This is a genomic window from Cuneatibacter caecimuris (assembly GCF_004216775.1).
In the GTDB taxonomy this organism is placed as follows: Bacteria; Bacillota; Clostridia; order Lachnospirales; family Lachnospiraceae; genus Cuneatibacter; species Cuneatibacter caecimuris.
Genome location: NZ_SGXF01000001.1, coordinates 1,052,793 through 1,068,576 on the forward strand (window position 1 = coordinate 1,052,793; position 15,784 = coordinate 1,068,576).

The following is a 15,784-nucleotide window of genomic DNA, read 5'->3' on the forward strand; positions in this document are numbered from 1 at the left end:
CCTTAGTAATCCATGGACTCCATATAGTTCATATACTTCACTACCATCAGCGCGATTTTAAACGTAATTGCATCTTCAAACACACGCAGATCCAGCCCGGTCTGCTTCTGCAGCTTATCCAGACGGTAAACCAGGGTGTTTCGGTGAATATAAAGCTGTCTGGAGGTCTCAGATACATTCAGGCTGTTTTCAAAAAATTTATTGATCGTGGCAAGGGTTTCCTCATCAAAGCTGTCCGGGGACTGATCACCAAAAATCTCATGAATATACATGCGGCACAGCGGCAGCGGCAGCTGGTAAATCAGACGGCCGATACCCAGAGAAGAATATGCCACCACATTTTGTCCGCTGTAGAAGATCTTTCCCACATCCAGCGCCATCTTTGCTTCTTTGTAGGAACGGGAAACATCCTTAATATCATTAACAATCGTTCCGTATGCTACGTGTACCTGCGTCATAGCCTCAGTGTTCATCATGTCCAGAATTACCCGGGCAGTGCGGTCCAGTTCCTCGTACCCCTCATTTGGTTTCAGTTCTTTCACCAGAATGATATTTTTCTCATCCACAGCGGTGATGAAATCCTTCGTCCTGGTGGAGAACAGGCTCCGCACGGTCTCCAGGGCGTTTGCGTCCTTTTCATGCTTTGTCTCAATCACAAACACAACGCGTTTTGCCGCAATATCAATATGCAGCTTCTTGGCCCGATTATAGATATCCACCAGCAGCAGATTATCCAGCAGCAAATTCTTGATAAAATTATCTTTATCAAAACGTTCTTTATAAGCTACCAGCAGGTTCTGAATCTGGAATGTGGCAATCTTACCCACCATATAGACGTCATCACTGCTGCCCTGGGCCAGCAGGACATATTCCAGCTGGTTCTCATCAAAAACCTTAAAAAACTGATACCCGGAAATTACCTGGCTGTCCGCCGGGGAATCCACGAAAGCGAGAATGGAATCCTCTAGGGTCTCCACGGCCTCATGGTTCATATCCATATCCGGTATGGTGCTGGCCAGCATCTTTCCCTCTGTATCGCTGACAGCCAAATCAATTCTCGTAATACTTTTCAGCCCCTCTATCGTACTCTGAAGTATCTGATTGGAAATCATGCCTTCTTCACTCCTTTGGTAAATTTTTGTTGTAAAACCCCTACTCTTATATCTTATAGCATTTTTCGAAAAAAAAAAAGAGGAAATGTATAAAATTTATACATTTCCTCTCACTTTTAACATTGATTAGTTCAGGATCACCTGTTCTGTTTCTTTATCAAAGATATGTATTTTGGACAGATCCAGAGCAAACTTCACAGTATCACCAGGCCTTGCAGTTGTACGAGGATTTACTCTTGCAGTAAAGTTAGCCTCTGCGATATCAAAATACAGGAATACTTCAGCACCCAGCATCTCATATACTCTGATGTCTGCTTCAATTACGCTGTCAGGAGTTGTGGAGATAAACATCTCATCATCATGAATATCCTCAGGACGGATACCGAATACAACTTCCTTGCCAACATAGCCCTTCTCTTTCAGAACCTTGCCTTTTGCTTCCGGCAGTTTGATCGCATTGTCCGCAAACTTCACAACTACAGCGCCGCCCTCTTCCACAAGAGAAGCATCGATCAGGTTCATCTGAGGGGAACCGATAAATCCGGCAACGAACTTGTTGCAGGGCTTATCATACAGATTCTGAGGAGAATCTACCTGCTGAATAATACCATCCTTCAGAACTACGATTCTGGTACCCAGCGTCATAGCCTCGGTCTGGTCATGGGTTACATAGATAATGGTTGTGCCCAGTCTCTGATGCAGTTTGGAAATCTCAATTCTCATCTGTACACGCAGCTTCGCGTCCAGGTTGGACAGAGGCTCATCCATCAGGAACACCTTGGGATGACGAACGATAGCACGTCCCATAGCAACACGCTGTCTCTGGCCGCCGGACAGAGCCTTGGGCTTACGATCCAGCAGATGCTCGATATCCAGAATTCTTGCTGCCTCGCGAACCAGTTTTTCGATTTCAGCCTTGGGAACCTTTCTCAGCTTCAGGCCGAACGCCATATTATCATATACGGACATATGAGGATACAGAGCGTAGTTCTGGAATACCATTGCGATATCTCTGTCCTTGGGCTCTACATCGTTTACCAGTCTGTCGCCGATCCACAGCTCGCCGGAAGAAATTTCTTCCAGACCTGCGATCATACGCAGTGTTGTAGACTTACCGCATCCGGAAGGTCCTACGAAGATGATGAATTCCTTATCTTCAATTTCAAGGTTAAAATCCTTAACTGCCACAAAACCATTCGGGTACACTTTACATACGTTTTTCAGTGATAATCCTGCCATTTATTTACTCCTCCTAATCAAAATGTCATGCCAGGGATGGCTCTCCCGTTTGTATGTGCCTATTATACGTCATTTAACTATCATTTGCTATAGGCAACCGTCCCAAATTTGTGCCGGCGTTTTTGTCTATTTTGTATACTGTCGGAAAATTCTTTGGTTTTCTCCCTGAGCAGCACAAATATTGCAGATTTTCTCACCGGTACTGTATAAATCCTTCTCCTAAAACCTCTCTGACATCACTGACAATCACGAAGGCCTGCGGATCATAACGGTACACCAGCTCCTTTAAATCCACGATCTCTTTCTTAGATACCACGCAGAACAGGATTTTCTTGTCCGCCTGGGAGTAGACGCCTCTTCCGTACAGACCGGTAGCCCCCCGGTCCAGCTCCTGGTTCACAGCCTGTCCGATCGCCTCGTATCTGTCAGATATAATATATGCCAGCTTGGAGAATTTCAGACCATCAATAATCGCATCCACCACTTTGGCCATCAAAAAAATAGCCATTGCTGCGTACAATGCAGTATGAATCCCGAATACATACGCCCCTGCCAGAACAATCAGCCCATCCAGCACCTGCATGATCTGGGCGATACTGTAATGAGGAAGTTTCTGATGGATCAGGTCAGCCAGCATATCAGTGCCTCCGGTGGTGGCCCGGGCCAAAAATACCAGTCCCATTCCTCCGCCGCAGAACAGAGCCCCAAACACGGCAGTGAGCAGCGGGTCGTCCGAAACGCCGCCCCAGGGAGGCAGCACCGCCAGCACCAGAGAGAGGAACACCGTGGCAAACAGCGTTTTTTTAATATAGCGAAATCCTTTCATAAAAAAAGCGGCCAAAAACAGAGGCGCATTCAGGCACAAAGTTGTCGCCCAAAGAGGAATGCCTCCCGGTATCCACTCTGACGTCAGGTCTTTGATCAGGATAGAAAGGCCGGATATACCCCCTGTCACCAGGCCGCTGGGATCAAAAATAGATTTCACCCCAAACGCCAGAAGTGTGCAGCCCGCTACAATTAATATAAAATCTCTGAAGGCGCTTTCCTTTTTCTCTCTATGCATTTTTTCTCCTTTCATGTAACAATTTGTTACGTCTATTATATTAAGAAATCCCTTAAAATAAGGTTTTTCTACAAACTGTTTGTTACTAACGTGTTACTAACGGCTCGTTCGCAACCGGGATTCATAGGGCAATATTATCAGAAAAAAAGACAATAATCAAGGGCCAGGATCGCTCCAGGCCCTATTGCAACATCTCTGATTTTATCCTCTCACGGTATTCCTCTCTCCGATCCAGCAACTTCTGTAGGTTGCGGCCCTGTCCGCGTTTCTCATCTGCCCGACATTGGCTAATTCTTTCTGCCTCCGTCCGGCAATAATCGGAACATAGATTCGTGGCCGCGCTGGACCAGAACGGGCGGAGGCAATATACGCAAGCCTTCATGCGCTTTTTCCTGCGCTCCTTCCTCTTCTGTTCGACCTCCGGCCGCTTATTATATGCCGCCTTCCGTCCTCTCTGCCACTCCAGGGCGGCATCCCTCTGGCATCCTGGACAATACTTCTGCCGGCCACTCTCTACTGTATACTCTTTCCCGCAGCGCTGGCAGATATCCACGCTTCCGAGCTTCCTCTTTGGGCCACCAGACTGCCTGCGCAGCCTGTCCATTTCCTTTTTCCTGCTGGCCCGGCATTCCGGGCATCTTCTGGCGCGCGGTCCTCCCGGAAATGATCTGCCGCAATCAATACAGATCCGGTCCCGTATCGTGCTCTTCTGCCGTGATTCCTTCGCGCATTCCGGGCACATGATGGAATCAATGTCTCCCTGGAATACTTTCCCGCATCGTGAGCAGGTTCTTAATGTTCTTCTGTTCACTTTATCCCCTCTTTTTTTCGCGTTTTCTGTCTTTCTATAATTTTTTCTCTATTTTTTTTTGATAATATTCAGAAAAATATTTTCTGCGCCTCACAAGCAGCTCTTCCCTGTGTTCCTGCCTCATACTGATTATTAATCTTCTATCGCGATCACTTCTGCGTCTCTGATAATGACTTCGTGTTCGTCATTCCCGTACGTGAATCTGTGTCCAGCAATGACTACCATCTTGCCCTGGTATCTGGCTTCTTTGCGGGCCCTTTCAAAGATCTCTGTTGCTTCTTCTATTTCGTCCGTATCCAGATCCCTGAAGCCTTCAATATGAAATCCGCAGGTCCCGTCCAGCATAACCGGTTCTTCTGAGTAATAACTTGACTGATCGTTTTCCACATCCCAGTCATAGCTATCGCGGCACATATCTCCCACTTCATATTCTTCATCGCCTGCCAAGTGTCTAATGGCAACTACTTCGTATCCCTCTTCATTAACTTTATTCAAAAGATACTGTACGTTCATCATTTTTTCCCCTTTCTGTGGTTCGTTTCTTTCTATATATAGAATACCACTTTTCAGGGTGTTTGTCAACACCTTTTAAGGTGTTTTTAAAAATATTTTATCTTTTCTTCGTCTGTCGGAACGACCTCAATAATGTCCGATGGCTGGCACCGAAGGATAACGCATATCGCATTAAGCGTCTCCGTATTAATGTTTTCCCCGTGTCGGAGCCTCTGCATTGTGGATTCTGACAATATCTTTTCCCTGCGCATCCTGTTGGCCGTGTATCCGCGCTCCGCCAGGGCTTTCATAACATCGATTTTATATTTCAGCATTTTACGCCCTCCTTATTTTCTGGCATAATCATACAATACTTTCCGAAATATGTCAACACTAATAATAGTGTTGATTCATTTGAATACATTAAGAATTTCCAGTACCTGTATTGACTTTGGGCGAGAATATGTTATAATAATATTGTCTTCCAATAACAAGGGAGTGGATTGAAACATATTTTTAAATTTTAGTAAGGCCGCCTTGCCATGTTGGTAAGACGGCCTTACGTTTTCGAAATATAGCAGTCACATGATAGGGGGATATGGGCGTGACCGCTACCTGTTTCCAGGCAGTTAAATTATATCACTTTGTATGCGCGTGTACAATTTGATATTTATGGAAATTTTAGATACGGAATATTGCAAATATGGAGCAGCGTGATTTTTGTAAGTTCTAAGGATGCTCATATATTTCTATATATAATCATGTATTTCTGCATACATAGAGTTACCCATTTTTACTCGAATAAAATTATGTTCATTTTCGCAATATTTTCTATTGCATTTTTTCTGTTATTGGATATAATAAGGGTACAAGAGATTAATTAATTTTAAGGTGTCACATTTTATGGAGGTGATATGTATGGCAACAAAAAGCATTCTCAAGGATGTTAATATCAAAGATAGACGGCTTGCCCATACATTTATTGATGCGTTAGATGCTGCAAAAAAGAAAAAATATGAATCGGCGCAAATCAGTAGGAAGTGCACAGAATTATCAGGAGATAAAATCAAAGACTTCTTTGAGAAAAAATAATAGACATGGCAGAATTTATTCAGATCAAATTAGAAGACATGATATCTGAATTGGGAGAGAATGTGGCAAAATCCATTCTCTCCACTTTTTCGTCCCCGAACAACGCCGATGTGCAGGACTTCATTCGAAATAAAGCAATCGAATTTTCAAAGCAGGCTTTATCAAAAACTACACTAATTTACTGGATGTCTGAGGATGAAAAAGAGAAATATCTGGTTGGATATTATACGCTTGCGAATAAATTTTTAAATGTATGTCAAGATTCAATTAGTAAAACAATGTCTAAGCGCTTATTTAGGCATGGTACATACGATACCAGTAAGCGGATACATACAATTCCTGCAATATTAATCGGCCAGTTATCCAAAAATTTTGCCGACGGGAATAATTTACTGATTTCTGGAAGTGATATTTTGCAGATGGCGCTAAATAGAATTCAGATTATTCAAAAAGAAATTGGAGGTAAATTCGTTTTTCTGGAATGTGAGAACGAGCCGAAGCTAATTAAGTTTTATGAAGATAATGGGTTTGTGCGATGCGGAGAAAGACAACGTGATCGAGATGAACTTGGTGTAAACGGAAACTTTTTACAACAAATGATTATGTATTTGCATTAAGAGGGCCGGGAGATAATCCCGACCCTCTTTTTTAATCATTCTGGACGGCTGGTAAAGGCCCCTCCCAGGGCGATCCATCCGGCCCCGCTCTTGAGCTTGCCCCAGAGGTCGGCGCCCGTTCCTTCTGACGTCTCTGTCACCGTGTAGCTGCCCTGATCCCGGATCACTCCCATTACAGGATAGTCAGTTCCCGGACCGCTGCGGATGTTCAACGCGCCGTCCAGGACCTTGACCATGTACGGCAGCTTATGGTCTGTATCTCCCACGCGGCGGCAGTATGCCTTATGTACGGAGATATAACCTGCTCCAGATTTCAGGCGGCCCCAGTGACCGTTGACGATCTCCGTGGCGGTATAGCAGCCGTGATCTGTGATGTATCCCACCGCCTCATAGTCGGTCCCGGGGCCGCGCCGGATGGTCAGGTTGTCTGCCAACACCTTATACATGCCTGACGTATATTCTGTTTCCGGTTCTGCTGGCCGCACGGTTTCTCCCCGCAGCCTGGCCCCCACATCCGCCCGGAAGGTGTCCATATTCTTCCCGTGCTTCGGCCACCAGTGCTCGATATCGATGTGGTTGCTTCCGTACCCCAGGCGGTGCACCTCGGCGTGACAGTAGATATCTCTCTCTGTCAGCCCGTATCTTTCGCAGAGATACGCAAATAACTGGATCGCCTGCTCATAGATATCGGCAAAATATGCGGCGTTCTTCTGCGCGTCATACCCGATCATGGTTCCGCTGTTTGGCTGATACGTGTGGCCGGCCGGTTCGCAGACCTCTACCCCGATTGACAGGCCGTTCCATCCTCCCTTTGGCCCAGCCCCCACATGGCAGCCCACATTGTCCCAGGGCATTAACTGCAGCACGCGCCCGGAGCGTTCCAGAAACGCATGAGGCAGCGCATTGGCTCCCGTGCGGTTGTAATTGTTGTAGAATACATCTGCGGACGGCTGCGCGGTTCCCGGGCTGTGCAGTACCAGCTTTTCTACCTTCATTTTCCCGCGATCAAAATACTCGTTTTCCTTGGCCCATCTTTCTTCTATATACATTTTTTCTCCTTTCGCCGGGGTTATTCCTCGGCCTGGTCCTTGAGCTGCTTATATACCTGGTTAATTCCGGTCGCTGCAAATCCGGATACAATACCCACTGCAATGCTGGTTAAGATATCCCCTACGGGCCAGTCTGGCATGGCATACATCCCTACAACTCCCAGGATGCCTCCTAATACTCCACAAATCACTGGCAGCCACTTATTGTCCAGTGTCGTAGCTTTGGCCGTCTGTGCGGCCAGATAACAAATTACTGTAATTCCTGCCACTCCTGCAATTCCGAAATCCATAATCATTCTCCTTTCGATGTGAACTCACCGCATTTTTTAAATATTTCTACTGTCACCCTTTCCGTTCCTTCCGGGCGCGTGGCTTCATAATATGTTGTTTCGTTCCCGCGTACTCTCAGTAGCGCCTTGTCTCCCTGTTCTCCGCTGACTTCCCATTCCAGGAATATATCCGATGAGGATATTTCTTCCCCTTTTTCATCTAAGTGTTTTGCGAGGATTAACCTGCATTTGTCTGTGAAAGCGACTACATTTGCTTTATTCATCATTTCTCCTTCTCCTGGCTTTCCAGGTCTGATATGCGGTGATTAATCACCTTGATCTGTTCCTCTACTACCGGCATCCGGCGCGCGAAGTTGTTGTGCATACGCACCTCTGATTCCAGCTGTTCCAGCCGGTAGTTGGTTAATTTTGAGTTGATTGTTATCCCCGTGAGGGTTCCCAGTGCGCTGCCTCCGAATGCGATCAGCGCCACAATGATCTCTGGATCCATGTATACCTCCCGTTGTGCTTATCAATGGTGCGACTATGCGCCGGTCTTGCTCTGATCTCCATGTGCACCCTCCTACTCTTCTGCCGGTTTTCGGTCGGTCGCCCCTGCCGGCGGCCTTAGAAGTACAGAGGCCGAATCGGTCCAATTGGCTTCATTAGCATTTTTTTCTAAGTTCAAAGATGCGATTCCAGCATACTTCGTGTCGCCGGGCCGGCCAAAACGTTGCACAACAGCCGTGATTTCCTTGTTTGCAGGATGACGTACACCATCACAATAACCTGTATCCGTAGAACCTCCGAAAGGAGCTATTGGTATACTCCCATATTTGTCGACTACTGTAGAAACACTTGGACACAACCATTTATTAGCGTCGACCGTTTCGGAATCAATACCAGTATCAATATAACTTTCTCCGGTAATATCGAACGTATAATCGACACTTACTTTATAGCGTCCATTCACAACGAGATAATATGGATCTCGTTGATTTTGATTATAGCTTCCCAAGACAATTGAATGAAAAATTTTATTTAAACTTACACTATCTAAGTTTCCATAGAATTGTCCACTTCCTACCACGGCATTTGGTAGAACCCCGTAATAAGGAGGATTGCTGGCGCTAAAACCACCTCTATTGCCTTTTCCGCAAGCCCCTTGTAACTCTGTAGTTTTAAACAACATATAGAGCATATCACGTATGGTCTCGATAATTGGGCCGGCAAAAAATGCAGCTCTGTTTGAAAAAGCCATAATATTAGTGTGTTCCGTATCTGTGTTCAAGTTTATGTCAGGATATATACCGCTCAACGACCTCGTCTTTCCGTCTACTGTTGATCCATAAAACATAGGAATCCACACATAATCCATCTCACTGCCATCGGTATCTATAAAGCCGCATGGTTCATAACCTTCTAATGGCGTGTATGAAAATCTAACATGTCTATCGTTTCCATCAATCCAGCGTTTGACATATACTTTTACAAACTTAGAAAACGCTCCACCGTCATAAGAAACATTGCTTATGTCAGATGCAGTTCCGTCCATCTTTAAGGTATAATCGTTCTCATTTAGCTGATAGTCCGCCTCTCCCGTTGGCTTAACCATATAAGGCTTATTTTCGACAAGAGATGGAAAAGTGCTCCATGATCCATAATCTGTGGTGTGCTGATTAAGATCTAAGGTCATGGCTGTGTAATCCTTGTTGATGCCTGTGTACTCAATTCTTTCGCCTGGTTGTAGCACGTCCATGTGCTCAACGAATCCATAATACTCTGGTTCCGTGTCACCCAATGATTGTATCTCCGAAACCATCTGCTCTAGCGTGAGTTGATCTGTTTTTCCAGTTCTGGACCGTATGGCATCGGCGATCTCAATCAGATATGTATCATCAATGGTCTTAATTGCCATTAGTACCTCCCTTCCGCCGCATCTGGCAGCGCGGCTATGACCTGCTGCACTATCTCATTGATATCTATTTTGGCGATTGCGGCATCCAGCTTCTCAGACTGCTCCTGAAGGATCTTGTCCAGGTACGTTGACTCTGACTTGCTCTCCGTGCCAGTATGACCAACTTCTTCTTTTACATCCAGACGAAATCTATTTGTCTTAATGATCTTGCCGTCTCCGTATATAATCATGATCTGCGCTGGGATGCGTGTACACTCTGCAAGCATCTGATTGGTCAGTGCCACTAATACATCATTACCCGACACCTCGCAGTCATTGTAGACGATGCCGCCCGGTTTGGACGCCCATATGCGCGCCGTTGCTCCGGCCGGTATGTCCATACCACTGATCTTACAGCGCAGCTTTCTTCCAGTATCGTTCTGTGAGACCTCAATACTCGGATTCCAGGAGAGATCTACGACCGATAGAATTATTTCATGTTCAAGAAAATCATTCGCAAACGCCATTTAACGCCCTCCTAATTACTGTGCCTCCGCGACTATCGCATCATAGGCAGCATACATGACATCCTCAAATGCAGCACGATCCTGCGCGCAGGTAGACCGGCTGCTGCGATATGTAGATCCATCCACGATATAGCTTGTATACTCCGGTCCCCTATCCAGAGCGTCCGTATTGATCCGGGCGGTGTAATGCTCCACCTCTACACCATCTACCGTGCTGCTTCCCTCCAGGGTTACATACTTTTTTGTTGTCAACATTTTAATCCTCCATTCCCGGCACCCACGCCGTAACCAGAAGCGGCAAGGCTGTCTGCCCTGCCGCTATCCATCTGTTTCATCTTACTGTACATCTTCTTTAATCCCATGCACCGCCATCAGCGTATAGGCTTTTGTGAGCTGCTGCTGGAGGTATTCCACGCGCTGTTCCAGTTGTATCTCCCGCGATTCCGACATGGCCATTCGGCTGTCAATCTCCTGCATCCCTTTCCACAGGATTCCGCTGATGCTGTACATATTCACCGCATCCCTGGTTTCATTGACAATACAGTCTGGCGCGCCCCGCTCGATTACAAAACCGATTTCTTTTTTACTGATTCCTTTTTCCAGGTCGATTTTACGGTTGTAGGAATAGACTGGGGATCTGCGGATCAGGTCCAACGCATTTTCCAGGTAGGGAGAAATATTGTCCTTAAACCGCTCCGAAGATGCGGTGGTATACTTTCCGGCTATGATTTCCTGGGGGTCTGTACCAGCGTAGTTTTTGACGTAGAGGGCGTAATTGGTGTGGACCTGCACGGCCTCAGAGGGAGTGTTACTGGGGCTTTTAATTATTCTACTTTTTACCATCCCGCCAATAGTTGTTTCAAATAGCCCCGCGCATACTGTGCCTTCATTAGTTAAATAAACTGATGGAGTACCTGAGCCATTTGAATTAAATACTTTGTATAAATATATAGCGTTTGCTTGTACTAAGGTCGCTGCATTTCCATATTTATATACTGATCTGTATGGTGACATTTGATTGCTATAATTACCATAATTTATCATAATTACACTAATAGTCTCTGAAACAGTTGTAATATTAATAGTCCCGCCGGTAATCGTTGCATTGCTGCTCTTAACCGTCCCCGTAAAGCTCCCGTCTGTACAGGTCAGCGCTCCTGCGGAGGTTACTTTGAATGCCGTTCCGCAGCTGATGCCATTAGTCCCAAGGTATACGCTGTTAGCTGCCCCTGCGAGAGAGGTTGTCCCTTTAGCAATATAAGACCCACCGATTTGAAAACCACCGATATTTGCTGAAATAGCTTGCAGGGAGGTCACGTTGATCTTTCCAGCCGTCACTGCGCCGGCCGCCAGCTTATCTGTGCTGATCGCCCCCGCGGCTATCTTTTCTGCAGAAATAGCATTGGCTGCGATTTCGTTCGCGGTCACCGCCCTGGCCGCGATCTTCCCGGTGGTGATGGCATCCGCCACGATCTTATCAGACGTGATGCAGTCGGCTGCAAGGTTTTTTGCGGTAATGGTACTGGCTGCGATCTTATCGCCGGTAATGGTATTGGCAGCAATCTTAACCGCCGTGATGGCATTGGACGAGATTTTGTCCGCAGTGATCGCATTCGCGGCAATCTTTACCGCAGTGATCGCGCCATCCACAATCAACGCACCCTGGCTCTTTTTGCGCACCTGTATATTGCGCACGTATATCTGTCCAAGGGCTGAGTTGGCATCTTCCAGGACTATTACATAATAGCTGTATGATCTGCACGTCCCAAGTTTAATCGACCCGGTGCAAGTCTGCTCCGTTCCCGTATAGCTCAGGCCGGATACCGCAAAATATGTCTTGTAAGTTTTATCGTCCGCAGAACCATCCCCATAAAAACGCACGCAAAATCGAAAAGATCCTGATGTATCCCCTCTTATAGATAGCGAAAAATAGAGCTCATCGCCATCTTCGAATGCGTTTGTCCGGTATTGTGTCAAGGGGAGATACGTATAGCCGGGCATCTGCTTGACGACATATCCTGCCTTGATGATTGATCCTCTACTTCCAAAAGGGTGGTTATTTATAATTTCGGATTCCGGGATTGCTTCGCTTATCGTTGCGTAGTTCGTAAAATCTCCCACGGCAATCTTGTCTGCGGTGATGCTGTTGGCGGCGATCCGGCCCGCGCTGAGTGTACCGGTAGTAATCTTTGCAGCGTCCAGAAACGCTATTTTTGCTGACTGGATGGTCGCGTCAGCGATCAGGGCGTTCGTAATGGACGCATTGGCAATCGCGTTTGTACCAAACTGCACCTGCGTCCACGATTCTCCCGCCCAATAAAAGATACAGTTGTCCTCACTCGTATCAAAACACACGTCATTAATTTTGTGCCCATAGGGCGGCGGAAGACCCTCTTGATAGTAGACTGTATTCTTCCCGTCAGCACTCGCCTGCGCGGCTCCTGCTGCTGTTGTCGCATTCTGCGCTGCCTGAAAGGCTGCGGCGGCGTCCTCCAAGGCCTGCGCCGCATCGCTGGCTGCCCCTGTTATCGCGCCGGCTGCATCCTGCCCCAGTTTATCCATATCAACAGCTCCCGGGGCAATCTGCTGGCCGTTGATCGTTCCTACCGTCAGGTTGGCGCAGTTTAGGTTGACCACATCGATCTCAGCTGCGTCCAGCGTGCCGGCAGTGATCTTGTTGGCAGTCAGGCCCACGATCTTAGCGTCAGTAATAGAGCCATCTGCGATCTGGGTCGTTCCGATCACGCCGGTACCGATCATGGCCGTGGTGATACAGCCTTCCTTAATGTTGGCCAGGTCGATCTGTGCGTAATTGGCTTCCAGATATTCTGTGGTGACCATGTTTGCGGTCAATTCCCCGATTTTCGCTACGTCCGCTTCCAGATTCCCCACTTTGGCGCTCACTGCCGTCAGGTCCTGTATAGTGGCGTAGTTGGCTTTCAGATATTCCACTGTCACGCTATCCGCCACCAGGTCCCGGACCATCAACAGTTCCGTGTACACCCGGTCCAGACGCTGTGCTGTCGGCCCCTGGTAGTTGTATTCTGCCTCTGTCTGGCTTTCGCCGGCCGCTGTGACCTCCGTAATAATGCCGCCGTCAAAATCATGCGTCAGCGCCATGCAGGGGAGCAGATAGGCTTCCCCGTCCCGGGTCACCTGCAGCATATCCCAGGGGTCTATCCTGGGATCTCCCAGGCGCAGGGACACTGTTCCTGGGCGGTAAGAGAATCCGTCCAAGCCCTTGTAGGCTGTATCAAGCACCGTCTGGGTCATGAGAGGATTGCTGCACTGGATTCCAGTTGGTCCGCTCCCGGCAGTCAGCGTGGTTTCCTTGTCCACAGCGCAGGTGATCTTCCCCACCGTGAAATCATACTCCGCCACTTCCGGCTCATCTGCCCGGTCAAAATCCACTGTCCCCGCAGCCTCATACCAGCGCAGCTCCAGTTGGCCGGTCCGGTTGATTACGGCAAACTTGCCATTCATCCCTGCGATATACCCCAGCACCTCCCGGCAGGTATACCCTTCTGGTTTGGCTGGGATGGCGATTGCTTTCAGACCCGCGGTCGCCAAAGTAATTCCCATCTTCCCGCAAATTTCCTCCAGGACTTTCAGACTGTCTGAAGGATATATCAGGCCTGAGAAATACGCCAGCTCCCCCTTCGAAATCATCCGGTCATGGGCCGAGAACCGGATATTCCCTGCAGACTTTTCCGGCTTTTCCACTGTGAACCTGCCCATCGGGATGTATTCCACGCCGGATTCCATCCGTACCCCGACCTCAACGGAGATTTCCTTATTTTCCAACAAGACGCCCGGTGCCGCCATCTCCACTTCTACCCGGGCAGCCACTGTGCTGCCAATGGTCAACGTGCCGCCAGCGTTCCCGCCGCCCATCCACTTAATTGACTTAATCCCGGACGTGATCACCGTTTCCCCGGCAGTGATCCGGGCCGAAAATGTACGGGACTGCCCGGCAATCGCTGTATTAAGTTCTGTACTTCCGTTGTACATTCCCGCACCTCCAATCTTACTGGATCATGAACGCCAGGGACATCATCTCCGCCACGGTCAGCACATCATACCTGTCTGACTGGCTTTCCAACTCTGCCTCTGATATGTAATGCGGCTCAAAATCGTTTTCCGCCTCCAGGAGCTGTACATATTCCTCTTTGTAGGCCGCTTCGTCCCGGAGCTCGTAAGCATCCTGTCCATCTTCGTTCTTTTTTGTCCTGGGCTTCCCATCGTCTCCCAGGACAGCGTACTCCTGGATCAGCTTCTGGCGTTCCTTTTCAATGTCGGCGCTGATCTTCTGCAGCTCAGAAATATTCCTGGCTACAGCATAGCTCACCTTCACCGGCAGGCGTTTTTCAGCCAGGGCCGCCAGCGTCTGCAGGGTGTTGATAACTTCAATGTTCTTCATTTTCATTATGAAATCCTCCATTATTGTTCGATCAGGCTGACCGACACGCCCTTATAGCGCCCTCCGCCCATTGCGTAGGTGTGTACAGGGTATTTAGGATCGCCCGCGTAAAAATTTCTGGTTACCTCCTGTCCGGTTCCGGGGTCAACAAACCTGACCGAGAAAAAGGCAGCGCCGCTTACTGCTGCATCAATCTTTTGTACGTCTGCCGGTTTACAATAGGACCACTGGATATCCAGTTTATACTTGATCCCTACAATATCACCTACCATGTTTCCATCAGCTGCTCTCCCGGCATTCTTTGACCAGATCTTGTTTTTTGTAACCGTCAGCCCACCAACCTTAGGCTCCGGCATCAGCACTCCGCCGATCCATAGCATAAGCATCACCTTCTTTCTTTATAATAAGAAGAACGCCCCTCTGCTGAAGGACGTTCTGTCTTGCTTTGTAATTTACTTCCTGTATACCCTATCCATTCTCGCGAAGGATAACCTTTTATATTTAATGCGATGCCTCAAAAGCAAAATAGTTTGATGTATTTTTATCAAACCGATTTGTTTTTTGCCATTTTTACAAGTATCACTATATCCAGTACTACAAATACAGTACTGAAAATTATTCCTAAAAACATTGAGACTACATACATTATCCCGGCTAATTGATATGCGGAGTGATTTTTGTTGTTAAAGTTCACCAGGCAGATTAAGGACGCCGCAAACATCAATGCAGTCCCCACCAGTTCCCGCGCTACACCTTCGCCAGCGATAAAGTATGCCACTCCTACGATCCAGGCCAGACCAAGAGAAGCCACGATCCCAATTATGCCAGTAACCAATTTTAACGTTCTCAAAGAATCAGTTTTATCTTTTACTTTATTACTGTTAGTATTTCTCCCCAGCATCTCATCTAATTTCTGATATTCCCTGTATGTATATATGTTTCCGCATTTTTCGCAGTATGTGGTCCCTGCCTCATTCCAACATCCGCATTTAGTGCAGGGGACCAGATTTTGCTCTGCCTTTTCTTCTATTTCGATTTTAGTTCTCTTTTCCTCTGTTTCTATAGGGCAGCCACAATTCGGACATGTCGATGCCCTATCTGATATTTCCTTTCCACATTCTGGACACTTAAATAATGCCATTTTAAAATTCCCCCTCCCGGTATTTTACCATATTATACCACGCCGGGAGGGGTTT

Annotated in this window: 19 protein-coding genes; 3 read left to right on the plus strand and 16 right to left on the minus strand. The window is 47.3% G+C overall.

Annotation, left to right across the window (positions count from 1 at the left end; translation table 11 throughout):
* Nucleotides 1-2: 2 nt before the first annotated feature.
* The 3 genes from EV209_RS05005 to EV209_RS05015 all read right to left on the minus strand — a co-directional run bounded on the left by EV209_RS05005 (nt 3) and on the right by EV209_RS05015 (nt 3,414).
* Nucleotides 3-1,112, minus strand: a complete 1,110-nt coding sequence (locus tag EV209_RS05005) for a PucR family transcriptional regulator (RefSeq protein ID WP_130433635.1) — start codon at nt 1,110-1,112, stop codon at nt 3-5.
* A gap of 126 nt (nt 1,113-1,238) precedes the next feature.
* Nucleotides 1,239-2,351 (minus strand): ABC transporter ATP-binding protein, encoded by a 1,113-nt coding sequence (locus EV209_RS05010; RefSeq protein ID WP_130433637.1) that lies wholly within the window; start codon nt 2,349-2,351, stop codon nt 1,239-1,241.
* 193 nt (nt 2,352-2,544) lie between these two features.
* Nucleotides 2,545-3,414, minus strand: a complete 870-nt coding sequence (locus EV209_RS05015) for a YitT family protein (protein ID WP_130433639.1) — start codon at nt 3,412-3,414, stop codon at nt 2,545-2,547.
* 332 nt (nt 3,415-3,746) lie between these two features.
* Between EV209_RS05015 and EV209_RS16245 the strand changes: the two genes are divergently transcribed.
* A complete protein-coding gene (locus EV209_RS16245) occupies nt 3,747-4,265 on the plus strand; it encodes a hypothetical protein (RefSeq protein ID WP_165388815.1) in 519 nt (172 codons plus the stop codon).
* A 92-nt stretch (nt 4,266-4,357) separates the two neighbouring features.
* Here EV209_RS16245 and EV209_RS05025 read toward each other — a convergent pair whose 3' ends face one another.
* Nucleotides 4,358-4,741 carry a hypothetical protein gene (locus EV209_RS05025; protein ID WP_130433643.1) on the minus strand — a complete coding sequence of 128 codons (384 nt, stop codon included), beginning with the start codon at nt 4,739-4,741 and terminating at the stop codon, nt 4,358-4,360.
* A gap of 83 nt (nt 4,742-4,824) precedes the next feature.
* Nucleotides 4,825-5,052 (minus strand): helix-turn-helix domain-containing protein, encoded by a 228-nt coding sequence (locus EV209_RS05030; RefSeq protein ID WP_130433645.1) that lies wholly within the window; start codon nt 5,050-5,052, stop codon nt 4,825-4,827.
* Between the two features lie 583 nt (nt 5,053-5,635).
* On the opposite strand from EV209_RS05030, the gene EV209_RS16250 reads away from it, so the two are divergent.
* Nucleotides 5,636-5,809 (plus strand): hypothetical protein, encoded by a 174-nt coding sequence (locus tag EV209_RS16250; RefSeq protein WP_165388816.1) that lies wholly within the window; start codon nt 5,636-5,638, stop codon nt 5,807-5,809.
* 5 nt (nt 5,810-5,814) lie between these two features.
* A complete protein-coding gene (locus EV209_RS05035) occupies nt 5,815-6,426 on the plus strand; it encodes an N-acetyltransferase (protein ID WP_130433647.1) in 612 nt (203 codons plus the stop codon).
* Nucleotides 6,427-6,461: 35 nt separating this feature from the next.
* Here EV209_RS05035 and EV209_RS05040 read toward each other — a convergent pair whose 3' ends face one another.
* The 11 genes from EV209_RS05040 to EV209_RS05090 form a co-directional block, all read right to left on the minus strand.
* Entirely contained in the window at nt 6,462-7,475 is a 1,014-nt protein-coding gene (locus EV209_RS05040; RefSeq protein WP_130433649.1) for an N-acetylmuramoyl-L-alanine amidase, read from the minus strand.
* Nucleotides 7,476-7,495: 20 nt separating this feature from the next.
* A complete protein-coding gene (locus EV209_RS05045; RefSeq protein WP_130433651.1) occupies nt 7,496-7,765 on the minus strand; it encodes a phage holin family protein in 270 nt (89 codons plus the stop codon).
* A gap of 2 nt (nt 7,766-7,767) precedes the next feature.
* Complete coding sequence (locus tag EV209_RS05050; protein ID WP_130433653.1) at nt 7,768-8,031, minus strand: DUF6275 family protein; 264 nt, start codon at nt 8,029-8,031, stop codon at nt 7,768-7,770.
* Complete coding sequence (locus tag EV209_RS05055; RefSeq protein ID WP_130433655.1) at nt 8,028-8,255, minus strand: hypothetical protein; 228 nt, start codon at nt 8,253-8,255, stop codon at nt 8,028-8,030. Before EV209_RS05055 ends, EV209_RS05050 begins: the two co-directional genes overlap by 4 nt.
* Nucleotides 8,256-8,327: 72 nt before the next feature.
* On the minus strand, nt 8,328-9,662 hold the full coding sequence (locus tag EV209_RS05060) for a hypothetical protein (protein WP_130433657.1): 1,335 nt from the start codon (nt 9,660-9,662) through the stop codon (nt 8,328-8,330).
* Nucleotides 9,662-10,168 (minus strand): hypothetical protein, encoded by a 507-nt coding sequence (locus EV209_RS05065; protein WP_130433659.1) that lies wholly within the window; start codon nt 10,166-10,168, stop codon nt 9,662-9,664. The genes EV209_RS05060 and EV209_RS05065 overlap by 1 nt, the downstream gene beginning before the upstream one ends.
* Before the next feature lie 15 nt (nt 10,169-10,183).
* Entirely contained in the window at nt 10,184-10,423 is a 240-nt protein-coding gene (locus EV209_RS05070; RefSeq protein WP_130433661.1) for a hypothetical protein, read from the minus strand.
* A gap of 81 nt (nt 10,424-10,504) precedes the next feature.
* Nucleotides 10,505-14,179: a tail fiber domain-containing protein gene (locus EV209_RS05075; RefSeq protein WP_130433663.1), complete on the minus strand. Its 3,675-nt coding sequence runs from the start codon at nt 14,177-14,179 to the stop codon at nt 10,505-10,507.
* Nucleotides 14,180-14,195: 16 nt separating this feature from the next.
* Entirely contained in the window at nt 14,196-14,594 is a 399-nt protein-coding gene (locus EV209_RS05080; protein ID WP_130433665.1) for a hypothetical protein, read from the minus strand.
* 14 nt (nt 14,595-14,608) lie between these two features.
* Nucleotides 14,609-14,968, minus strand: a complete 360-nt coding sequence (locus tag EV209_RS05085) for a DUF6711 family protein (protein WP_130433667.1) — start codon at nt 14,966-14,968, stop codon at nt 14,609-14,611.
* A gap of 164 nt (nt 14,969-15,132) precedes the next feature.
* A complete protein-coding gene (locus EV209_RS05090; protein ID WP_130433669.1) occupies nt 15,133-15,729 on the minus strand; it encodes a zinc-ribbon domain-containing protein in 597 nt (198 codons plus the stop codon).
* Nucleotides 15,730-15,784 lie beyond the last annotated feature (55 nt).